The organism is Gardnerella piotii (assembly GCF_049815665.1).
GTDB classification, from domain to species: Bacteria; Actinomycetota; Actinomycetes; order Actinomycetales; family Bifidobacteriaceae; genus Bifidobacterium; species Bifidobacterium piotii.
Genome location: NZ_CP187450.1, coordinates 1,043,460 through 1,065,407, shown reverse-complemented (window position 1 = coordinate 1,065,407; position 21,948 = coordinate 1,043,460). Strand labels below are relative to the sequence as shown.

The following is a 21,948-nucleotide window of genomic DNA, read 5'->3' as shown; positions in this document are numbered from 1 at the left end:
GCTTTTGCTTCTAACATATATTTGCCGTAGGAGTGTTGCATGACTGATTTAGATGCTATTTCTGATTTATCTACAACAGATTGTGCTCTTTGCAAGAAATATCATATTCCCAATGCTGATACGCTTGCTGCGTTTGAAGAAGCTGAGCAACTGAAATATGATTCTAATACAAAAACTTATAACTCGTTTGATGAATTGATATGTGAATATGATTAACCTTCTTCTTGCAATTATTTATTTAGCATTTATTAGCTTGGGTTTGCCAGATGCTCTTTTAGGATCTGCTTGGCCTTCTATGAGCCACGATATTGGCGCGCAAATTTCTTGGGCTGGCGGAATATCAATGGTTATTTCTGCAGGAACTATTGTGTCTGCTCTATTGAGTGACAGGATGACTAAGCGTTTTGGTGCAGGCAAAGTTACGTTCGTATCTGTTGCTTTAACTGCGTTGTCATTATTGGGTTTTTCTTTTGCACCGAATTATCTTGTGCTTATTTTTCTGGCAATTCCGTACGGACTTGGTGCTGGAGGAGTAGACGCTGCTCTTAACAACTATGTTGCTTTGCACTACGAAAGTCGTCATATGAGCTGGCTTCATTGTATGTGGGGTATTGGAGCTTCAGCTGGGCCTTACGTTATGGGTTTTGCGCTTTCTTGCGGATTTGGATGGTCTGCAGGGTATCAATATATTGCTATTGTTCAAGTTATATTAACTGTAATATTGTTTGCAAGTTTGCCATTGTGGAATAATCGTAAATCGCATAAATTACTAAAACCTATTCAGATATCTAAAGAATATTCTAAAACGCTATCTTTTGCAGAAGTTTTGCGCATTCCTGGAGCTAAAAATATTCTTATAATGTTTTTCTGCTACTGCGCTATTGAACAGACTGCAGGATTATGGGCTAGTAGTTACATGGTTTTGCACGGGGGAGTTAGCCGCGTTGTTGCAGCGGGTTGGGCAAGTTTATTTTATGTTGGTATTACAGCAGGACGATTTATAAGCGGATTTTTGACAATGCGTTTTAATGATGAAACCATGATTCGTCTTGGGCAATTAGTGATGATTTTAGGCATTATTGTATTGTTATTGCCATTGTCAAATCATATAGCATTGGTTGCAGGTTTTGTGATTATTGGCTTAGGGTGCGCTCCAGTTTATCCATGCATTATTCATTCCACACCGCATTATTTTGGTGTTGATAAATCTCAAGCGATTGTTGGCGTGCAAATGGCTAGCGCATATATTGGGTCAATGCTAATGCCTGCAATCTTTGGGTTTATTGGTCAAAACGTGTCTATGTCTTTGCTGCCAGTATATTTGATTATTTTGCTATCGATAATGGCGTTTATGCATGTGAAATTGATTCGGACTTGCAAAAGTTTAGTATGAAAATATTTTTGTGTGATTGTTTGCGTAATGGTTGTTGGTTTAAGATTTATTAAGATTATTGTGAGTTTGGTTACATTTGATTGCTATTGAAAGTGTAAGTTGTAGAATATGTGAAGATTCAAACTAATACTGTTAAGCACATGTATTATATTTGTTTTAGTTGATAATAATTTTAGAAGAGTTGGTTTTGCAAGAGGAAAAATGAGTAAGAGAACTAACATAATTTTGACTAGCACTATGATGGGTATTGCTACGGCTGCTTGTGCTTTTTGTGTAGCGCAAAGTGCAAATGCTGCCGAAATGTCAGCTGCTTCTTCTGGTGTTAATACGTTTGTAAATTCTTCTGCCGCAACTTCTAATACACCCAGGGGGGGGGGCTTTAGATAGCACTTCCGTAAAATACTCTGGAAATATTGTACCTTCTAAGTCTACTGAATCTGCAAAACCTGCCGAAACCACTAAATCTACTAAATCTACTAAATCTGTAACTGATGCTGAAAATTTTGAAGCTACTAAACTTACTCAAACTCTTATAGATGTAAGCAATACTGATCTTCAAACAAATAATCCTGAAGATAGAAGCGTAACTGCATCTGGAGAATCCAGGGCAGCTTCAACTGATTCAACTGCTGCAAATGATGAATCTTTAACTTGGACACGTGATGACTTTAATATCACCCCTGACGGCAAACAGATTGGGTACAGGAAAGATATTACTGTTACTGATCATGATGGAAAACCAGCTGGTACAGAAAATGTTATTGTTCCAGGACTTAATGCAAAAGGCCTTGCAAAGCTTAAGAAAAATCATCACATTGTTATTCCTGAAGGCATTGAAGTTATTTATGAGTGTGCTTTTACTGGAAGGGCTAATAAAGTCGGGAATCATCATGAACACGTTGATGGCAAGACCTATATTGAGGGTGTCACTCTTCCTCAATCTCTTAAGATCATAGAATACGGTGCGTTCGGCTGGAACAAAATTAAGGAAACTGTTACTATTCCGAAAAATGTAATTTCAATACATAGCGCAGCATTTGTTGCTAATGAAATTGAGAAAGTTGTATTTGAAGGCGTACTTGATGATAAGGGAAAAGAGCACGATACAGATGCTGACCCGTATTATCTTGCTGGAGTTGGCGAAAAGGCATTTCAGGGTAATAAAATTTCTGAAATTGTCGTAAAAGGTAATTTGGGACAGTATAAATTATTTCCATCTAATGATCCACAAAAAAGCGATTCTGTATTCGATAACCAGAATCCAGGAACTTTCACTATTGAAGTAGGAGAGGAATACAAGCGCCCTATTACAATTACGCAAGAAAACTCTAATCATACAATCAGTGTCATAGAGGGATTCAAAGAAAACGGTAGTCCAGTACAAATTGAAAGTTCATCTTACTTTAAGAAGAATAAAGAAGGCAAATATATAGCAGTAAAACCTGGGACACTTGAAGGTCAGTGCCTGTTTTACGATATTATCAACAGACAATTTAGGATAATTGGTATTTCGCACTTTACCTACAAAATCGTTCCTAAGGCTAAGATTTACACTGTTACCTTTGTAGATGGCAATAATTCTAATTATGCTTCTGTGCAAGTTAAGGAAAACAAAAGCATAAGTGAAAACAGTGTTGCAGGTCAGATGATGCCATCGGCACCATCTAAAGAAGGTTATACTTTCGTAGAGTGGAATAAAGATTCTACAGGTAAGGATAGAAGCGGAATATTTACTGAAAAAACTACAGTAACAGGGGATGTGACGGTTTATGCTATTTATACACATAAACAAGCTCCTGCTCCTGCTCCAACGCCATCTCCGACGCCATCTCCGACTCCAGAGCCAGATACAGAGCAAACTCCAGATCTAGATTCTACGCCTATTACAGATTTTGTTCCTTCGCATGTGCAAGAATATACAAAGAATCAAGATTATTCGTTTGATGTAAAGAAACAAGATGAAGCGCCATTGAAAATGCAGATTCAAGCTAATTCTGCTAAGCATTTGCCTGAAACTGGTTCTTCAGTGACTATGGCCATGAATTCTTTGTTTGCATCTGTGTTTGCAGGAATTTTCGTACTTGTAGGAGCTAGAAAATCACTTCGTAGCTATTCCAAGCATGCTCGCAAAAACTAGTTACGAAAATTGCAACTTTAGCATCCATCGAAACAATTGCGTAAATGGCGTAACTGCACGGCGTAACTACCCAATATGCGCAATTGGGGAGACTAGCTCGGTTCCTGAAGCGTCTCTTCGCATATCTGGCTTAGGTAGCTCTACGTTTGCTCCACGTTGTGTAGTCGCGTAAAGCGGATAATTCCCAACGTATGCTGCCAAAAGCGTATTTTGCCCCTTAAGGAATCGCTGTGATCGTACGCCTCCCGTGCCGCGACCCTTTGTAGGATACATTTCTAGCGGCGTAATCTTTGCAGCTCCGTTTTCTGTTCCAGCAAGCGCGTCACTGTCTCCAGCAAGAGTGAATACTACGCTTCCAGAAGCAGAAAATAGTCCGTTTTCGCCCTCTTCGTAGTTCCATTCAACATCATTTTTAGCAACTACAGCAAAGGCAGAAACAACGCATCCTTCATTAAGTCTAATTCCTGCCATTCCAGCAGAGCTTCGCCCCTGCGCTCGCACTTGTTTGGCGTCGAAAGTAAGTAGGGAAGAGTCGCTGCTTATAAACACAATCCTGTCTTCGTCTTTTGCAAGAGCTGCGCCGATTACTGAATCGTTGTCTTTTAAGTCAATAATGCTCCAGGAATCCATTGTTGTTGGCGACTCAAAATTCCATCGTTTTACAACGCCATTCTTTGTTCCGATTGCAAGAGGAGTTTTAGAAGATGTAGGAGTTTTAGAATCAGATTCGCCTAATGCAATAGCAGCTACGACTTTTTCTCCTCTAATCGGGTCTGTGCTTTGAGTGGAAGTTAGCAATTCGCTTGCGTTAACTCCATTAGAAAGCGATTCTAGAACGTCTTCGTTTCCTTGATTTAAGTGTGGCAAATCTGCAACATGCGCTATTACTAATCGCCCTGCGGATGTTATTAAAGCGTAGTTTGCGCGCGTTGTTGTTTCAAACACGCTTAAGCATGGAGTATCAAAAACATTTGAAGAATGTGATTTCCATCTATTAAATGTTTCAACGCTTGTTCTTGCTATAAGCCCAGATGTGCTCAAAGCTACAGCGCATGGATCGTCGCTTAATTGCAAAGCTATTGCAGACGCATCGCTGCTTCCAGACTTTTTGGCAGCTAGTGCAGCTGCTGCTACATCTGCTTGAGTGCTTGTAATCTTATTCGCTGCAATAACTGCGTCCATTGCTAAATCATTGTTTGCAACTTTAGTGTTTTTAGTGCAAACAGGCGTAAAGCTGCCGTCTTCTTGCTCGTCTAAAAGAATTGTTCTTCGAGGAGTATCCCACTGTTTTACAGCGTAATCCATCTCTGCAATCACAACTTTGTCTAGCTGATTTGCAGAGCTTAGAATCTCGTTAAGCTCATCTATTTTTTGCAATAAGTCGTTTTTTTCGCCTTCTAGCTCGATTCGACTCATTTTTGTAAGTCTTCTAAGCCTTAGGTCAAGAATGTATTGCGCTTGAATCTCGTCTAAATCAAATACGCTAATAAGCTTTGATTTTGCGGTTTCTGCGTCTTCGGAAGACCTAATTACTTGAATTACTTCGTCAATGTCTAGCATTGCAAGAAGCAATCCTTCTACAAGGTGCAATCTCTCTTTGGCTTTGTTTAGTCTAAATTCGCTGCGTCTTCTAATAACGGTTCTTCTGTGCGAAATCCACACGTCTAGAAGCTCGCGAAGACCCATTGTGTGCGGCCTGCCGTCTACTAGCGCAACATTGTTAATCGTAAAGCTTTCTTGCAGCGGAGTGTGCTTAAAAAGTTGCGCAAGAACAGCGTTTGGGTCGAATCCTGTTTTTATTTCTATTACGATTCGCGTTCCGTTATGCCTATCTGTTAGGTCGATTGCTCCAGATATTCCGTCTAGTTTGCGCGCTTTTATACCTTGAGATATGCGTTCGAGCACGCGTTCCGGTCCAACCATAAATGGCAATTCTGTAACAATAATCGCCTTTTTGCGTGCTGTAACGTTTTCAATATGCGTTTTAGATCTAGTTGTAAAAGCGCCTCTTCCAGTTTCGTACGCTTCGCGGATTCCATTGCGCCCAATAATTATGCCGCCGCCCGGCCAGTCTGGGCCTGGAACTATTTGCATTAAATCGTCTAGAGTTGCATTTGGGTGCTTCATAACGTATTTTGCTGCAGCTACAACTTCTCCAAGATTGTGAGTAGCCATATTTGTAGCCATTCCAACTGCGATTCCAGAAGCTCCGTTTACAAGCAAGTTTGGTATAGCAGCAGGCAAAACTGTTGGCTCTTTTAGCTTATTGTCGTAGTTTGGTGCAAAGTCAACAGTGTCTTCGTTTATGTCTGCATTCATTCCAAGCGCTGCTGGAGCTAGTCGCGCTTCTGTGTACCTGGATGCTGCAGGACCGTCGTCTAAGGAACCAAAGTTTCCATGACCGTCAACCAAGGGGAGTCTAAGAGAAAATGGCTGAGCCAATCGCACCATTGCTTCGTAAATTGCGGAATCTCCATGCGGATGCAGCTTTCCCATAACTTCGCCTACAACGCGAGCAGACTTCATATACGCGTGATCTGGCGTAAGATTCATGTTTCCCATTTGGTACACGATTCTGCGCTGTACTGGCTTCATTCCGTCTCTTGCGTCTGGCAATGCGCGCGCGTAAATCACGGAGTATGCGTATTCCAGAAAAGATTTGCTCATCTCTTCGTTAAGCGGCGTTTCAACAATGTTTTCCTTAACCTTTCTAGGGTCGAAGGCTGGTTTTGTTGACTTGCTGCGTGAAGGCATGATTTTGAACTCCTTGAAGTGACTTACAAGCCTTTATAATACCAATTTATATGCACAAATGTTTATTAAATGCTTATTTTCTTGCCATTTTAGTGGTGATTTTTCTTGCGTTATTTCTTGCGTTATTTCTTATGATTTGAATCTAACTTTAGCGCTAACTCGATTTTCACTTTATATGTAGTCTTTTTTAACTACAATGTAGCTTATGACTATTGAGATTCCACAATTGGATGACTTGTTGAAGTTTGTTGAAAGTAGCAAAATTCGTGACGCATATAATAATCCTAAATTTGCTCTTCATCTATCTTCGATTCTTTCAGCTCTTAGTGCTTCTATAGGATCGCCAATTTGCACACAAATCCATAAAAACCCTGATTCTTTGCGAGATTTGTTTGGGTTTCCTAAAGTAAAAAGTGCTGTTGTTGTGCTTGTGGATGGTCTTGGATATTGGAATCTTGCTATTAGAAAAGGTCATGCTCCATATTTGCGTGCTCTTCTTAACAACAGTGCAAACCAGCGCCCTATAACAACTTGCGTTCCTAGTACTACAGTTGCAGCAATGGCCACTTTTGGCACTGGAACTTGCCCAGGTCTTACTGCAATGACAGGATACACTCAAAAAAATCCTAAAACTGGCGCATTATCTCAATTAATCCAATTTAGGGATGCTCCAAATCCATTAGATTTGCAGCGTCAGCCTACAATATTTGAGTCGCTTTCTAGCTTGGGTGTTAGAGCGAATCACGTAAGTCTTTCAAAATTTGAGGATTCTCCTTTAACTCAAGCAGCTTTTAGAGGAGCTAAATTTATAAGCGGAACAACTGCTAGAGCGCGAATCATGAACGCTGCAAACAGCACTAAAACGCCTGGTTTAACGTATTTGTATCTTAGAGATATAGACAAAATCGGTCACAATTATGGTTGGGAATCCGAGAATTGGGTTTCTATTTTTGAGCAAATAGACGCACAATTAAATCTTTTAAGAAAAAACTGCCAAAAAGGCACTTTGATTGTTATTACTGCAGACCATGGAATGATTGAGTCAAATCCAGATTTGAAAATAGATATTGCAAAAGATAGTCGTCTTACTAAAGGAGTTAAGCTTGTTGGGGGAGAGCCTAGGTCTGTTATGCTTTATGCGCAAGACGGCGAAAATCCAGAAGACATTGCGTTAAGGTGGACTAATGCTTTGCAAGATAAAGCGCTTGTTAGAACTAAAGAGCAAGCTGTTAAAGATGGCGTCTTTGGAGAAGTCAGTTCGCTTGCGCTAAGCGTTATTGGAGATGTTCTTGTTCAAGCAAAGTCATCTGTAACAATCGTTGATTCTAGAATCGAAACAGAAAAAGCCATGAACTTGCCGAGTGTTCATGGCTCTATGAGCGCAATGGAAATGGATATTCCGTGCTTAGTTGATATAGCTTAATTTACGCTAAATCATCCTTCGCCAAAAAGAATCTCATCCCAGCTAGGAACAGCTGCTCGGCTGCTCTTTTTGGCTTTAGAATGCTCATTTGTGCGCGCTTTAGTAGACTTTTGCATTTGCGTAGACTTTGGAGTTTCTATCGAAACAGTTTTGTCTGCTTGAACATGATTGTCTTTTTGATTTTCTTGTTCTTCTTTTGCTTCTTCGTTGCGCGATTCACTATTAGAGCTATAGCTAGAGTTATTGCTAAAAAGCGCATCTGAATTGTTGCTAGATTTGCTCAAATCAGAATTGGACGAGTTTGCTATATTTGATGCGATTTGTACGGCATTTATACTGTTAGATACAGCATTTGCATCCACTTGGTTCTCGCTATTTGCAACTAAAGTACTTAGATTATTGTTTTGCTCGTAGCTTTGCAAAGAATCTAAAGGATTTTCATTATTTTGGTCTAGTGATTTACTCGCATTATTCGCATTGTATTGTTCTTGTGCGTTTGCGTTTTGTGCGTTTTGGTCTTGCTCGTTATTTGCATTTTGCGCTTGCATTGTAACATTTGCAACATTTGCAAGGTTCTCACTATTCCTTGATTCCCATTGAGAAACAGCGCGCTCTATTCTTGCAGAACGAATTGAGTTTCCTGGAAGATCTTCGTTTGCAAATGGGAAGCTAATGCTTACAGTGTCTCTATAAGTTCCGCCAAATTGTGACTTTTTAGAAGAATCATTATTCATAACTTCTTCGCCAAGCAATAACCTTGCAGAAGGATTTGCGCAAGCAACGGAGTTGTCGTGCATGTTCCAAGTCCACTCGGCTTTTATTGTGCGAGTAGCGGTGTTGAATTCTGCTGTTATAAGCCATGGTTCAAGTCCGCGTCTTGTAGCACGCCACTTTACTGTTTCCATTCCAATATGCGCTTTTGCAAGAGTGCGTTCAATCAAATCCGAAAGAGTTCGCATATTGCTTTGCTTAGGCGCTGGAACAGTCAAGAATTGTTCAATAGCATATTGCTTTTCGGTTTCTACTCCGCTTGAGAATCGTCTAACTTGAGATTCGCTTACGTTGTAGCGCTTTGCAACATGTTCTGGTTCTAATCCAGCGCGTATTAAAGCTTGAATTTGAGATATAGGCAGTGTTGCTGTAGTTGCGCTTGGCGAATCGTCCGACTTGTCAGTCGAATTAACTGTATTTTGATTACGTCCATCAACATTTGTTAGTTTTTTCGACTCGGCGATTGCGCGCTCCAGCGTGTCGTCAACATGAATTTTTAACGGCGTGTTTTCAAAAATAAAAATTAAATCGCCATTATTATCCACATGATCGAAACTCGCCTCTTTTGGCGGATTTTCAAGCATTGCGCACCACTTTCCTCGCTTTTAACGATACTTATAACATACTTTAGTCCATAGTATGCCTTCTTTGCCATTTTCTATTAATAAAAAAGCGAGTATTCTATGCGGGGTAGCTTTCATGTATGCTATGCGCGTAGGTAGATTTAGACTAATTGCTATAAATAGTGCTAATCGCTATAAATAAAGTAGAAAAGTAGTTTTAAGCAATAAGTAATCTTAAAAACGAAAGGACCATAATGGCACAGGATTATGATTCTCCTCGTAGTAAAGACGAAGACGAGGAGTCGTTGGAAGCATTGAGCAAAGGCTCTCAAAGTTCTGCAAACGATATAGACGATGACGAAAACGCTATTGCAGAAGATTACGAGTTGCCAGGCGCAGATCTTAGCAACGAAGATGCATCTGTTACAGTAATACCAATGCAAGGTGATGAGTTCATTTGCTCCGAGTGCTTCCTTGTAAAGCACAGAAGTCAGCTCGCTCAAATGTCTCAAGACGGTCAACCGATTTGTAAGGAGTGCGCAGCTTAATGGCTTACGATGATACCTATACGGGCCCAGAGCAGGTGGAAGTTCTTATTAAATATTTGAACGATGGAACAGATAGCCAGGCTGCAATGGAGCATCTTTCTTACGCTCATGCGGGAGATGCTGGAGCGGATTTGCGAACTACGCAAGACGTTACCTTGCGTCCTTTTGAGCGTGCTCTAGTGCCGACTGGCGTTGCAATCGCCTTGCCTGCTGGATATGTGGCTTTGGTTCATCCGCGTTCCGGTTTAGCTGTAAAACAGGGTGTTACTGTTCTTAATGCTCCAGGAACGATTGATGCTGGGTATCGTGGAGAGATTAAGGTTCCATTAATCAATATGGATCCAGAAAATACTGTGCAGTTTAATCGTGGAGATCGCATAGCTCAGCTTGTTATTCAACGCTATGTTGAAGCTAGATTTGTTGAAGCAAGTCAGCTTCCAGGCTCCGATAGATCCACTAAAGGATTTGGCTCTACTGGCGTGCAATGAGGTGACATTCAATGGGAGAATCTCAAGAAGATATTAAAGGCGCTAATATGCTCGGGTGTGAAATTAGCGAAGATATGCGAGACCCATTGCGTCCTATATTGCAAATGTGCAAGTGGCATCATCCCGATGAAAACATGGATATTTTGCATAAGGCGTATAAAAGAGCCGCAAAGCAGCATACTGGTCAAAGGCGTAAATCGGGAGAGCCGTACATTATTCACCCTCTTGCTGTAGCTCAAATTTTAGCTGATCTTGGAATGGGACCTATTGTTGTTGCTGCAGGATTATTGCACGACACTGTAGAAGACACAGATTACACGCTAGAAGAATGCAGAGCAGACTTTGGAGACACGGTTGCTGGCCTTGTAGATGGCGTTACAAAAATATCCAATATGGAGTACGGCGAAAGCGCTCAAGCAGAAACAATCCGCAAAATGGTTGTTGCAATGAGCCGAGATGTGCGAGTGTTGGTAGTAAAACTTGCAGATCGATTGCATAATGCGCGTACGTGGAGGTACGTTAAGGCGTCTAGCTCGCATAAAAAAGCTCGAGAAACTCTAGACGTTTATGCTCCTCTTGCAAATCGACTCGGCATGAATGCCATTAAAACAGAGCTTGAAGAGCTAAGCTTTAAGGTTTTATACCCTAAGATTTATAACGAAATCGTAGTGTTAGTAGCTCGAAGAGCTGGACAGCGAGAAGTATATTTACGTCAAATTCTAGAAGAAATCAACGAAGATTTAAGTGCGCAACATGTTAAGGCTTCGGTTAAAGGGCGACCAAAAGATTACTTCTCAATCTACCAAAAGATGATTGTTCGCGGTCATGATTTTGAAAATATCTATGACCTTGTAGGCGTGCGAATAATCGTTGATTCTATTCGAGACTGTTATGCGGCTCTTGGCGCTGTTCACGCGCGTTGGAGCCCTGTTCCAGGCCGATTTAAGGACTACATTGCTACTCCTAAGCTAAATATGTATCAAAGCTTGCACACTACTGTTGTAGGCCCTGGTGGAAAGCCTGTTGAGATTCAAATTCGCACATGGGATATGCATAGGCGTGCTGAGTTTGGTATTGCTGCTCACTGGAAGTACAAGGCAAACGGCCAAGCTGGGCGAGCTTTAAGTAAGCCAGATAAGGGTGATGTTAAGCGCGAGCAAGAAGAGAACAAAGAGCTTAGCGAATTAGATAACTTAAAGTGGATTCAGCAACTTGCAGATTGGACTAGCGAAACGCCAGATTCCGACGAATTTTTAGGCTCCTTAAAGCAGGATCTTGGAGCTTCGGAAGTCTACGTGTTTACTCCAAAGGGGAGTATTGTTGCTCTGCCGCAAGACGCAACGCCAGTTGACTTTGCTTATTCTGTGCATACAGAAGTCGGGCACAGAATGATGGGCGCTCGCGTAAATGGAAAGCTTGTTCCGCTAGATACAAAGCTTAACAACGGAGACACTGTAGAAGTTCTTACGTCTAAGTCCGATACTGCTGGCCCTTCTAGAGATTGGCTTAGTTTTGTAAAAAGCCCTAGAGCTAGAAATAAGATTAGGCAATGGTTTAGCAAGGAACGTCGCTCGGAGGCCATTGAAGAGGGTAAAGACGAGCTTACGCGCGCTATGCGTAAACGTAACTTGCCTTTGTCTACTTTGCTTACTCCGCAAGCGTTAATAGGCGTTGCAGAAGAGCTTAATATTACTGCTAATGTAGAAGCCGTTTATGCTGCGATTGGCGAAGGTCAGGTTTCTACACAAAATGTTATTTCTCGTCTTGTTAAAGATGCGGGAAGCGAAGAAGTAGCAGAAGAAGCGCAAGAAGAGGCGCTTCCGCTTAGAAGAGCAGAGCGTAATCGTAAGTCTAACGGCGTTCTTGGCGTTTCTGTAAAGGGTGTTGGAGACGTTTGGGTTAAGCTTGCGCGCTGTTGCATGCCTGTTCCAGGAGATAATATTGTTGGCTTTATAACAAGAAATCAGGGTGTTTCTGTTCATAGAACAGATTGCCAAAATATGATTGATTTGCAAAAGTCGCAATCGGAACGTGTTATTCCTGTTCAATGGACAAGCGACAAAGGCTTGTTCCTTGTTAAAGTTCAAGTAGAAGCTTTGGATCGTCAGCATTTGCTTTCGGATGTTACTAGAGTTCTTTCGGATCATGGTGTAAATATTCTTTCGGGAACGATTGCTACTGGAGACGATCGCGTTGCTACAAGCCAATTTACGTTTGAAATGGCGGATCCTCAGCATTTGAATACTCTTCTTGCTGCGATTCGTAAGATTGATGGCGTTTTTGATGTTTATAGAATTACGGGTGCAAAAGATAGTGCGGAACCGCGACTTAGAAAAATGGAACGCGATTAAGCTGCGACTAAACAGTAACTAAATCGTAGCTAAAGCGCAACTAAACAATAAAACTTCCAGTCAAATAATCCTTTGGCTGGAAGTTTTATTATTGCAATTTTTATACTATTTTTGCTTTATTTTTTTGCTTTATTTTAGCTAATGTTTTTACTTAATAACATCAATAGATATAATTCCAACTGGCTCTAGTGGAGCATCAGACCTATCTGTTGGAACAGATTCAAGCTTATCTACAACAGCTTTAGACTCATCATCTACAACTTCTCCAAAAATCGTGTGATGACCATCAAGCCAAGGAGTTGGAACAGTTGTTATAAAGAATTGAGATCCATTAGTGCCATGCAAGCGGCCATCGCGTCCGCGTTGCTTTCCAGCATTTGCCATTGCGAGCAAATATGGCTTATCGAACTTTAGAGATGGGTTAATCTCGTCGTCAAATTCGTAGCCAGGACCGCCCATTCCGTTTCCAAGAGGGCATCCGCCTTGAATCATAAAATCTTTAATAATTCTGTGGAAAGTTAAGCCATTGTAGAAAGGCTCATTAGACTTTTCGCCGCTAAAAGGATCAGTCCACTCTTTTTCGCCAGTTGCCAAGTCAACGAAATTTTTTACTGTAATAGGCGCTTTATCGTCAAAAAGATTAATCTTTATATCGCCTTCAGACGTATGCATATTAATAAGTGTCATATTGCGATTCTCCCATACATTAAAGACTGTTCACTGTTTATTTTGATTAATATTAGCGCTCGTGATGGTTGATTTTGTTGGATATTAAATCTCCAATGCTTTGCACTAATTGCACAAGCAAAATGCACAAAATTACTGCTGCGCTCATAACGTCGTATTGGTAGCGTTGGTACCCGTAGCGAATCGCAATATCTCCAAGTCCGCCTGCGCCAACTGTTCCAGCCATTGCAGAGAATCCAAAAAGTGTAATAAAAGTCAATGCTGCTCCGCGAATTAGCGAAGGCAAGCTTTCAAAAAGCAATACTTTGAACACGATTTGTGTGTTGCTTGCTCCAAAACTTTGAGCAGCTTCTATAAGACTTCCGTCAACTTCTGCCAAAGATTGCTCAACAATTCGCGCTACGAATGGCGCAGCTGTTATAACAAGCGGAACAATTGCTCCTGGAACACCTAAAGATGTTCCAACAATAAGCCTTGTAAGTGGGATTATAGCAACAAGCAAAATTATAAACGGAATAGATCGCACAACGTTTACAATGCTTCCTAAAACAGTGTTAAGCAGCGCGTTTTTGCAAATTCCTTGCTTTGCGCTTGTTATAAGAAGAACTCCTATTGGAAGTCCTATTATGTATGCAAATAATGTAGATATTGAAGTCATAACAATTGTGTCTTTTGTGCCTTCAATAATTAGTTCTCCATATTCGTCTATAAATTGTGAAATATTTTCTGGCATTTTATTTCACCTCGCTGTTTTCGTTGCTGTTGCTGATGTTTTTGCTGTTATTTCTATGATTTTCAACATTTTCGTTTGCAATAAGTGTTTTTAGAATATTGCTTTGCGGATTCTTGAAAAGCGTTGAAGTATCGCCGATTTCTACGATTTTTCCACTATCAATCATTGCAACTCTATCGCAAATATTGCGTGCAACTGCAAGAGAGTGAGTAATAATAACCAATGTAACGTTAAGATCTCGGTTAATTCTTCTAAGCAAGTCAAGTATTTGCGCTGTAGTTGTTGAATCCAATGCGCTTGTAGCTTCGTCACAAAGCATAATCGAAGGATTGTTAGCAAGCGCTCGCGCAATAGCAACACGTTGCTGCTGGCCGCCAGAAAGCTGAATAGGGTAGCGGTTTGCTAAATCTTTTAAGCCAACTAAGTCAAGCAAATATTTTGCTCGTTCTTCTCGTTCGTTTTTATTCGTGTGGTTTAGTTCCAAAGGAAAAGTCACATTTTGCAATACAGTTCGCTGCTGAAAAAGACTAAAGTTTTGGAAAATCATGCCAATATTTGACCTGATATTAGATAAATCGCGATTTTTAGCATCTGTAATATCTTTTCCGTCTATTACAACTTTTCCGCTCGTAGGTCTTTCTAGAAGATTTATGCATCTAACTAGCGAAGACTTTCCAGCTCCCGAAGAACCTAAAATTCCAAAAACTTCTCCCGATTCAATAGTCAAATTAATGTCTTTAAGCGCTTCGTGCTTAGTTTTGCCGCTTGAATAAGTCTTATAAAGATGTTCAATCTGAATCATTTTTCCACCGATTGTAGAACGAATTGTAAAACGAATTATAAAACAAATATGAGGCACGTGCCTCTAGTTTTTTTAGAGGCACATGTCTCTTTTTTTTTTATTTGCGATTAGACGCTGTAATCACGTTAAAACACTGGAAGAACAGCGCCGTTGTAGTTTTTCTTTATAAAATCACGAACTGCATCTGTTTTTAACGCTTTTACAAGAGCCTTGATTTTAGCAAGTTTTTCGGAGCCCTTCTTAACAGCAATAATGTTTTCGTATGTCTTAGCGGCTACGCCTCCAACTTTTTCGCTTGTAAGAGGATCTTTAGTTGGGTTAAATCCAGCTTGAATAGCGTAGTTTCCGTTTAGAGCAGCTAAATCAACGTCTTTAACGACTGTTGGAACCAAAGAGGCGTCTATTTCCTTAAACTTTAGATTCTTTGGATTAGAAACAATATCCTTCTTGGTTGAGTTAACATCCTTTGGATTCTTTAGCTTAAGAAGACCTGCGTCTTGCAAAAGAAGAAGTGCGCGAGCTTCGTTGGTTGGATCGCTAGGAACAGCAACTGTTGCGCCATCTTTTAAGTCCTTAATTGTTTTAGTCTTTCCTGGGTAAAGTCCAAATGGCTCAAAGTGGATTCCAGCAATAGAAATAATATGCGTTCCTCTTTCTTTATTAAAGTTATCTAAGTATGGCAAATGCTGATGGTAGTTTGCGTCTGCTTCGCCTTCTTCTACAGCAGTATTTGGCTGAACGTAATCAGTAAATTCCTTAACAACCAACTTATAGCCTTGCTTTTGCAAAATCGGCTTAACTACTTTATTCAAAATATCGCTGTGAGGAGTTGGGGAAGCTGCAACCTTAATCACCTTATCGTCTTTAGTTGCTCCATTTGCAGAAGATCCGCATGCGCTTAGCGAAAGACCCAAAATCGCAGTTAGTGCTGTAAAAGCTGCAATAATCTTTGTGTTCTTTTTTGTGATTTTCATGTTTTTCCCCTTGTCCTTTAATGTTTTTTGCTAGTTGATTATTTTGTTTCTTAGCAACGGAATATCAATATATGCGATTTTGCAGCCTCTTCGCTACCTATTTTCTATTTGTATAATTTATGACGAGTTAGTAAAGCTAATAAAATCAATAAGATAATCAACAATTATTTTTTGCATTTAGGGCTTGATTTTTTGTTTTTTGCTTGTTTTTTACGATTGGCGTTTTGCGATTGTTCTATTTGCAAAGCTAAAACGTTTTTATTGCAATATGGATTATGCACATGGATTATGCAATGCGGCTTATGCAACATGGCTTATTCAACATGGCTTATAATAAAAACATGACTTCTTTGCGTTTAGCTTTAGCTCAAATTGACACTTGCGTTGGAAACATAAGCAAAAATACGGATGAAATATTGCGATTTTGCAAAGACGCAAGTAGGGGAAACGCCGATATTGTTGTGTTTCCAGAAATGACACTAACTGGGTATCCAATCGAAGATCTTGCTTTGCGTGCAACATTTAGAAAAGCAGCTAATAATGCCGCTTATAGTCTTGCAAAAAGTTTAAAAGATAGCGGATTAGGTGATTTATACGTTGTTGTTGGAACGGTTGGTGTAGACGATGAGTTAGGTAAGCCAAGAAATCGCTTGCTTGTTATTAACAACGGAAAAGTGGCGCTTGTTTACGATAAGCATTTCTTGCCAAATTATGGCGTTTTTGACGAATTTAGAATTTTCTCTTCTGGAGATGATTGCGGAATTCTAAACGTTAAAGGCGCAAAATTAGGATTTGCGATTTGCGAAGACATTTGGCAAGATGGCGGCCCAGTTGCGCGTCTTTCTAAAGAGGGTATTGATGTTCTAGTAACAATCAACGGTTCTCCGTACGAAGAAGGCAAAACGGATATTCGATTAAAGCTGGCTCAAAAGCGTGCAAAAGAGGTTAATGCTCCGCTTGTTTATGTAAATCAAGTTGGTGCTCAAGATGATCTTGTTTTTGATGGCGGAAGCTTTGTAGTAAACGCAGACGGGTCTTTGATTGAGCGTTCTAAAATGTTTGATCAAGACTTAAGTTTTGTTGATTTTAATACAGATTTAGATGTGCAAAAGTGCTCGACGATTGCGCAAAAATTAGACCCAGACGAAGAAGTTTATTGCGCATGCGTTTTAGGGCTTAGAGATTACATGCGTAAAAACGGTTTTAAGGGCGTTTGTTTAGGACTTTCTGGCGGAATCGACTCTGCACTAGTTGCAACTATGGCGGCGGATGCTTGCGGAGGGCAAAACGTTTGGGGAATTTCAATGCCAAGCATGTATTCTTCGCTTGGTTCTAAAGACGATGCTTGCGATTTAGCGCAACGGCTTGGAGCACATTACGATATTCAGCCTATTGAGCCGCTTTTTAAGTCATTCCAAAATCAGCTTGATTTACAAGGCGTTGCTGCAGAAAATTTGCAGGCGCGAGTTAGAGGCGTGATTGTTATGGCGTATTCTAATTCAAAAGGTTTGCTGGCTTTAGCTACTGGCAATAAGTCGGAGCTTGCATGCGGTTATTCTACGATTTATGGAGATGCGGTAGGAGGGTATGCTCCTATTAAAGATTTGTTTAAGACTCGCGTTTGGGCGCTTTCTAGATGGCGTAATCGCGCTGCTAAAAATGGCGTAGGTCTTGGAATGTTGCCTATTGCTGGGAGTGAAGACTTTTCTAAAGACAATAATCCTAAAGAAAAGGCTCCAAAAGATGGCATTCTTATACCTGTAAACTCGATTATTAAGCCTCCAAGTGCCGAGCTTAGGCCAGGGCAAAAGGATTCTGATTCTTTGCCAGAATACGATTTGCTAGATAAAGTGTTGGAAGCTCATATTGAGCTTGCTCACGGGCGAGCGGATTTGCTTGCAGACGGTTTTGATGAGCGCACAGTTGATACAGTTATTCGGCTTGTAGACCGCGCAGAATGGAAGCGTAGGCAGTATCCGTTAGGGCCAAAAGTTAGTGCAATTGCGTTTGGCAGAGATAGGCGAATACCAGTAACAACGGCGTTTAGGGAGTAGGCGAAGGCTGGGAACGGATTGGTGAAGCTTGGGAAAAGTCGCAAGCAACCGCCCGCTCGCTACGCGTTGTAATGTGCTAGTTTGAGGATTCAAACTAGCATTTTTTATTAAAAATAAGCTAAAAAACAGTAAAATGTGAGGTAACTCACGTTAAAAATGCCAAAAATCGACGTGTACTGTTTGAACGTTGCTCTAACATAGTAGAGAAGGCGACGTGAAGAAGCGTCGTGGATACGAAAGGAGTCAAATATGGCATCAGTGGATGCATCCGTTCTCAGCGAAGAGGATCTTCGTGCAAAAGCGTGGGATGGATTTACAAGCGGCAATTGGGAAAAAGATATTGACGTTCGTGACTTTATCCTAAAGAATTACACTCCATACGAGGGTGATGAGACTTTCTTGGCAGACGCCACCGAAAAAACGAAGCATATGTGGAAGTACCTCGACGACAACTACTTGGCTGTCGAGCGTGAGCGCCGCGTATACGACGTTGAAACACATATTCCAGCAGGTATCGACGCAATGCCAGCAGGCTACATTGAAAGCCCAGAAGTAGATAACGTAATCGTAGGTCTTCAAACCGACGAACCTTGCAAGCGCGCTATGATGCCAAACGGTGGTTGGCGAATGGTTGAGCAGGCCATTAAGGAAGCTGGCAAGGAAGTAGATCCAGAAATCAAGAAGATTTTCACCGTTTATCGCAAGACTCATAACGATGGCGTGTTTGGTGTTTACACCAAGAATATTAAGATTGCTCGCCACAACAAGATTTTGACTGGTTTGCCAGATGCTTATGGCCGTGGTCGTATTATTGGTGATTATCGTCGTGTGGCTCTTTACGGCGTAAATATGCTTATTGAGTTCAAGAAGCGCGATAAGGACTCGATTCCATACCGCAACGACTTCACTGAGACCGAGATTGAGCATTGGATTCGCTTCCGCGAAGAGCACGATGAGCAAATCAAGGCTTTGAAGCAGCTTATTAACTTGGGCAACGAGTACGGCTTGGATTTGAGCCGCCCAGCTCAAACAGCTAAGGAAGCTGTTCAGTGGACTTACATGGGCTATCTTGCTTCTGTTAAGAGCCAGGATGGCGCTGCAATGAGCTTCGGCCGTGTTTCCGCATTCTTCGATTGCTACTTTGAGCGCGATTTGAAGGCTGGCTTAATCAACGAAACCGACGCTCAGGAAATCATTGATGCTTTGGTTATGAAGCTTCGTATTGTTCGCTTCTTGCGTACTAAGGATTACGACGCAATCTTCTCTGGAGATCCATACTGGGCAACTTGGTCCGATGCAGGCTTCAGCGATGATGGCCGTACCTTTGTTACTAAGACTTCGTTCCGTTTGCTCAACACTTTGACTCTTGAGCATCTTGGGCCAGGTCCAGAGCCAAACATCACTATTTTCTGGGATCCAAAGCTTCCAGAAGCCTACAAGCGTTTCTGCGCACGAATCTCTATCGACACTTCTGCAATTCAGTACGAGTCCGATAAAGATATTCGTGAGCACTGGGGCGATGACGCTGCTATTGCTTGCTGCGTTTCCCCAATGCGCGTTGGTAAGCAAATGCAGTTCTTCGCTGCACGCGTTAACTCCGCAAAGGCTTTGCTCTACGCGATTAACGGTGGCCGCGATGAAATGACTGGCATGCAGGTTATTGATAAGGGCGTTATTGACCCAATCAAGCCAGAAGCTGATGGAACTCTTGACTACGAGAAGGTTAAGGCCAACTACGAGAAGGCTTTGGAATGGCTTTCCGAAACCTACATTGAGGCTTTGAACATAATCCACTACATGCACGATAAGTATGCGTACGAGTCCATTGAGATGGCTTTGCATGATAGGGAAGTCTATCGTACACTCGGATGCGGTATGTCTGGCTTGTCTATTGCTGCAGATTCCTTGGCTGCTATAAAGTATGCGAAGGTTTACCCAATCTACAACAAGGATGCTAAGACCACTGAAGGTCATGAGTATGAGTACATCGAAGGCGCAGACGACGACTTAATCGTTGGCTACAAGACGGTTGGCGAGTTCCCAATCTACGGTAACGATGATGATCGTGCTGATGACTTGGCAAAGTGGGTTGTAAGCACTGTTATGGGTCAGGTAAAGCGTTTGCCTGTGTACCGTAATGCTGTTCCAACTCAGTCTATCTTGACTATTACTTCTAACGTTGAGTACGGCAAGAACACTGGTTCCTTCCCATCTGGACACAAGAAGGGCACTCCTTACGCTCCAGGTGCAAACCCAGAAAATGGTATGGATTCTCACGGCATGCTTCCATCCATGTTCTCCGTTGGCAAGATTGATTACGACGATGCTCTCGATGGTATTTCTTTGACCAACACCATTACTCCAGATGGTTTGGGTAGAGACGAAGACGAGCGCATTAACAACCTTGTTGGTATTTTGGACGCTGGCAACGGTCACGGCTTGTACCACGCAAACATCAACGTTTTGCGTAAGGAACAGCTTGAAGACGCTGTTGAGCATCCAGAAAAGTACCCACATCTTACGGTTCGTGTTTCTGGCTACGCAGTGAACTTTGTAAAGCTCACTAAGGAGCAGCAGCTCGACGTTATTTCTCGTACATTCCACCAGGGTTCAGTTACTGACTGATTCTGATTGATTGCGAATGCCGCCGGGGGTGAGCAGGTTTTGCTCCTGGCGGCTTTTCAAATAAAATAGACTTAATAGATATACCAAAGACGGTTATAGGGGGCATATAGATGGCTGAAAACACAGCATTTCGCACTACGACTCAGCACATGTTAAAGGAGTCAAAAGAGTATGCCCGACAAACTTTAATGGGTGGTCTTTCTGGTTTTGAATCTCCAATTGGATTAGACAGAAAAGACCGCTTAGTTGCTCTTAAAACTGGCGATATTGGATTTGTGCATTCTTGGGATATCAATACTTCTGTTGATGGCCCTGGCACTCGTATGACGGTGTTTATGAGTGGCTGCCCACTTCGTTGCCAATATTGCCAAAATCCTGATACTTGGAAAATGCGTGACGGCAAGCCAGTCTACTTAGATGCAATGATTAAAAAAGTAGACCGTTATCAAAGTCTTTTTAAGGCAACAGGCGGCGGAATCACGTTTTCTGGCGGAGAGTCTATGATGCAACCAGCTTTTGTATCTAGAGTCTTTCGTGCAGCAAAAGAGATGGGCGTGCATACTTGCTTAGATACTTCGGGCTTTTTGAATCGCAATTATACAGACGAAATGATTGACGATATTGATCTTTGCTTGCTAGACGTTAAATCTGGTATTGAAGAAACGTATAAAAAAGTAACTGGCGGCTTGCTTCAGCCAACTATTGACTTTGGTCAGCGATTGGCGAAAGCTGGTAAGAAGATTTGGGTGCGTTTTGTGCTTGTTCCAGGTCTTACAGACAGTGAAGAAAATGTTGAAAAAGTTGCTGAGATTTGCGATTCGTTTGGGGATGCTGTTGAGCATATTGACGTGCTTGGATTCCATCAACTAGGTCGCCCAAAGTGGCATGAGCTTAGGATTCCGTACCCTCTTGAGAATCAAAAAGGACCTTCTAAGGCGCTTAAAGAGCGAGTTGTAAACCAGTTCAAAGACCACGGTTTTGTTGTGTACTAGACTGCGTTTAGATTGCATCAAAAATGTAACTGTAATTTAGACAATTTTTGCGTATTGTATTGTTTTTTTTTTTAAAGGATTTTGTATAATTATACAAATAACCTTTTTTAGAGAAAGGATACGCAATGAAGCGCAGAATAGGTTGTTGGATTGCATTAGCTTTCGCATTAGCGTTAGCTATTTTTGCACGGTGTAACGATCAGTTTGGCTTTGGCACAGCAATTATTATTTTAATTGTTTTGCCGATAATCTTGCTGCCGGTAAATATCGTTGCAGCTTTCGATGAGAAACTTCTTATTGAAGTGCCAATAATATCTATTGCTATAACCATTGCTACAGAACTTGCCACTTTCCCAATAAGAGATTTAGGTTTACATGCTCTCTACGTTATCCCAACAGTTTTAGTTTCGGCGGTTGCGTTTACTCTTACTAGATTCCTCAAAACTAAGCTTGTTAAGCGCATAAATGGAGAAATAGTAAACAATAAAGCAGATTGATTATTTGATTGATTGCTTATTTTTGATTAGTCGTAGTTGTGTGCGAAAGTTGAAGCCGTGTTAAAAGATGCATAATCTATAACACGGCTTAAATATTTTTTACGGATATTTTGCAAAAAGTACACAATAAGTTGCAAAAAGCGTAAGAATTTGGCT

The 21,948-nt window shown here is 41.2% G+C and carries 16 protein-coding genes and 1 pseudogene; 11 read left to right on the top strand and 6 right to left on the bottom strand.

Translation table 11 applies throughout. The features are described 5' to 3' along the window. Positions 1–39: 39 nt before the first annotated feature. The 3 genes and pseudogenes from ACPEIW_RS04395 to ACPEIW_RS04385 all read left to right on the top strand — a co-directional run bounded on the left by ACPEIW_RS04395 (position 40) and on the right by ACPEIW_RS04385 (position 3,530). On the top strand, positions 40–216 hold the full coding sequence (locus ACPEIW_RS04395) for a hypothetical protein (RefSeq protein WP_425663262.1): 177 nt from the start codon (positions 40–42) through the stop codon (positions 214–216). Next, on the top strand, positions 209–1,393 hold the full coding sequence (locus tag ACPEIW_RS04390) for an MFS transporter (protein WP_425664419.1): 1,185 nt from the start codon (positions 209–211) through the stop codon (positions 1,391–1,393). Before ACPEIW_RS04395 ends, ACPEIW_RS04390 begins: the two co-directional genes overlap by 8 nt. Before the next feature lie 201 nt (positions 1,394–1,594). Next, a pseudogene (locus ACPEIW_RS04385) lies at positions 1,595–3,530 on the top strand (InlB B-repeat-containing protein). Positions 3,531–3,596: 66 nt separating this feature from the next. On the opposite strand, the gene ACPEIW_RS04380 reads toward ACPEIW_RS04385, so the two are convergent. Continuing rightward, entirely contained in the window at positions 3,597–6,284 is a 2,688-nt protein-coding gene (locus ACPEIW_RS04380; RefSeq protein WP_425663260.1) for a DNA gyrase/topoisomerase IV subunit A, read from the bottom strand. A 205-nt stretch (positions 6,285–6,489) separates the two neighbouring features. Here ACPEIW_RS04380 and ACPEIW_RS04375 point away from each other — a divergent pair, with 205 nt between their 5' ends. Continuing rightward, complete coding sequence (locus ACPEIW_RS04375) at positions 6,490–7,707, top strand: alkaline phosphatase family protein (RefSeq protein WP_425663258.1); 1,218 nt, start codon at positions 6,490–6,492, stop codon at positions 7,705–7,707. 11 nt (positions 7,708–7,718) lie between these two features. Here ACPEIW_RS04375 and sepH read toward each other — a convergent pair whose 3' ends face one another. Next, positions 7,719–9,062, bottom strand: a complete 1,344-nt coding sequence (sepH, locus tag ACPEIW_RS04370; RefSeq protein WP_425663256.1) for a septation protein SepH — start codon at positions 9,060–9,062, stop codon at positions 7,719–7,721. A 233-nt stretch (positions 9,063–9,295) separates the two neighbouring features. Here sepH and ACPEIW_RS04365 point away from each other — a divergent pair, with 233 nt between their 5' ends. Genes ACPEIW_RS04365 through ACPEIW_RS04355 form a run of 3 tightly spaced genes read left to right on the top strand, consistent with a single transcriptional unit; the run spans position 9,296 to position 12,428 of the window. After that, entirely contained in the window at positions 9,296–9,589 is a 294-nt protein-coding gene (locus ACPEIW_RS04365) for a DUF4193 domain-containing protein (protein WP_004574584.1), read from the top strand. Next, positions 9,589–10,077 (top strand): dUTP diphosphatase, encoded by a 489-nt coding sequence (gene dut, locus ACPEIW_RS04360; RefSeq protein ID WP_016635596.1) that lies wholly within the window; start codon positions 9,589–9,591, stop codon positions 10,075–10,077. Before ACPEIW_RS04365 ends, dut begins: the two co-directional genes overlap by 1 nt. A gap of 11 nt (positions 10,078–10,088) precedes the next feature. Continuing rightward, positions 10,089–12,428 carry a RelA/SpoT family protein gene (locus tag ACPEIW_RS04355; RefSeq protein WP_425663253.1) on the top strand — a complete coding sequence of 780 codons (2,340 nt, stop codon included), beginning with the start codon at positions 10,089–10,091 and terminating at the stop codon, positions 12,426–12,428. 147 nt (positions 12,429–12,575) lie between these two features. On the opposite strand, the gene ACPEIW_RS04350 is transcribed toward ACPEIW_RS04355, so the two are convergent. From ACPEIW_RS04350 to ACPEIW_RS04335, 4 genes are all read right to left on the bottom strand, one after another. Then, positions 12,576–13,115: a peptidylprolyl isomerase gene (locus ACPEIW_RS04350; RefSeq protein ID WP_425663251.1), complete on the bottom strand. Its 540-nt coding sequence runs from the start codon at positions 13,113–13,115 to the stop codon at positions 12,576–12,578. 52 nt (positions 13,116–13,167) lie between these two features. Next, a complete protein-coding gene (locus ACPEIW_RS04345; RefSeq protein ID WP_425663249.1) occupies positions 13,168–13,848 on the bottom strand; it encodes a methionine ABC transporter permease in 681 nt (226 codons plus the stop codon). Between the two features lies 1 nt (position 13,849). Continuing rightward, the gene (locus tag ACPEIW_RS04340) at positions 13,850–14,650 is read right to left on the bottom strand and encodes a methionine ABC transporter ATP-binding protein (protein ID WP_425663247.1); all 801 of its coding nucleotides are present in this window, start codon (positions 14,648–14,650) and stop codon (positions 13,850–13,852) included. A gap of 125 nt (positions 14,651–14,775) precedes the next feature. Continuing rightward, on the bottom strand, positions 14,776–15,624 hold the full coding sequence (locus ACPEIW_RS04335; RefSeq protein ID WP_016635601.1) for a MetQ/NlpA family ABC transporter substrate-binding protein: 849 nt from the start codon (positions 15,622–15,624) through the stop codon (positions 14,776–14,778). Between the two features lie 341 nt (positions 15,625–15,965). On the opposite strand from ACPEIW_RS04335, the gene ACPEIW_RS04330 reads away from it, so the two are divergent. From ACPEIW_RS04330 to ACPEIW_RS04315, 4 genes are all read left to right on the top strand, one after another. After that, positions 15,966–17,678, top strand: coding sequence for an NAD+ synthase (locus ACPEIW_RS04330; RefSeq protein ID WP_425664417.1), 1,713 nt, complete (start codon positions 15,966–15,968; stop codon positions 17,676–17,678). Between the two features lie 249 nt (positions 17,679–17,927). Continuing rightward, positions 17,928–20,303: a formate C-acetyltransferase gene (gene pflB / locus ACPEIW_RS04325; RefSeq protein WP_425663245.1), complete on the top strand. Its 2,376-nt coding sequence runs from the start codon at positions 17,928–17,930 to the stop codon at positions 20,301–20,303. A 110-nt stretch (positions 20,304–20,413) separates the two neighbouring features. Continuing rightward, positions 20,414–21,295: a pyruvate formate-lyase-activating protein gene (pflA, locus tag ACPEIW_RS04320; RefSeq protein WP_020973667.1), complete on the top strand. Its 882-nt coding sequence runs from the start codon at positions 20,414–20,416 to the stop codon at positions 21,293–21,295. 125 nt (positions 21,296–21,420) lie between these two features. Next, positions 21,421–21,792, top strand: coding sequence for a hypothetical protein (locus ACPEIW_RS04315; RefSeq protein ID WP_425663243.1), 372 nt, complete (start codon positions 21,421–21,423; stop codon positions 21,790–21,792). Positions 21,793–21,948 lie beyond the last annotated feature (156 nt).

Bases quoted from the DNA above. Each gene is read 5' to 3' on its own strand.
- pflA (WP_020973667.1), top strand. From the start codon at position 20,414: ATGGCTGAAAACACAGCATTTCGCACTACGACTCAGCACATGTTAAAG.
- ACPEIW_RS04350 (WP_425663251.1), bottom strand. From the start codon at position 13,115: ATGACACTTATTAATATGCATACGTCTGAAGGCGATATAAAGATTAAT.
- ACPEIW_RS04375 (WP_425663258.1), top strand. From the start codon at position 6,490: ATGACTATTGAGATTCCACAATTGGATGACTTGTTGAAGTTTGTTGAA.
- ACPEIW_RS04340 (WP_425663247.1), bottom strand. From the start codon at position 14,650: ATGATTCAGATTGAACATCTTTATAAGACTTATTCAAGCGGCAAAACT.
- pflB (WP_425663245.1), top strand. From the start codon at position 17,928: ATGGCATCAGTGGATGCATCCGTTCTCAGCGAAGAGGATCTTCGTGCA.
- ACPEIW_RS04355 (WP_425663253.1), top strand. From the start codon at position 10,089: ATGGGAGAATCTCAAGAAGATATTAAAGGCGCTAATATGCTCGGGTGT.
- ACPEIW_RS04330 (WP_425664417.1), top strand. From the start codon at position 15,966: ATGACTTCTTTGCGTTTAGCTTTAGCTCAAATTGACACTTGCGTTGGA.
- ACPEIW_RS04395 (WP_425663262.1), top strand. From the start codon at position 40: ATGACTGATTTAGATGCTATTTCTGATTTATCTACAACAGATTGTGCT.
- ACPEIW_RS04390 (WP_425664419.1), top strand. From the start codon at position 209: ATGATTAACCTTCTTCTTGCAATTATTTATTTAGCATTTATTAGCTTG.
- ACPEIW_RS04315 (WP_425663243.1), top strand. From the start codon at position 21,421: ATGAAGCGCAGAATAGGTTGTTGGATTGCATTAGCTTTCGCATTAGCG.
- ACPEIW_RS04380 (WP_425663260.1), bottom strand. From the start codon at position 6,284: ATGCCTTCACGCAGCAAGTCAACAAAACCAGCCTTCGACCCTAGAAAG.
- ACPEIW_RS04335 (WP_016635601.1), bottom strand. From the start codon at position 15,624: ATGAAAATCACAAAAAAGAACACAAAGATTATTGCAGCTTTTACAGCA.
- sepH (WP_425663256.1), bottom strand. From the start codon at position 9,062: ATGCTTGAAAATCCGCCAAAAGAGGCGAGTTTCGATCATGTGGATAAT.
- dut (WP_016635596.1), top strand. From the start codon at position 9,589: ATGGCTTACGATGATACCTATACGGGCCCAGAGCAGGTGGAAGTTCTT.
- ACPEIW_RS04345 (WP_425663249.1), bottom strand. From the start codon at position 13,848: ATGCCAGAAAATATTTCACAATTTATAGACGAATATGGAGAACTAATT.
- ACPEIW_RS04365 (WP_004574584.1), top strand. From the start codon at position 9,296: ATGGCACAGGATTATGATTCTCCTCGTAGTAAAGACGAAGACGAGGAG.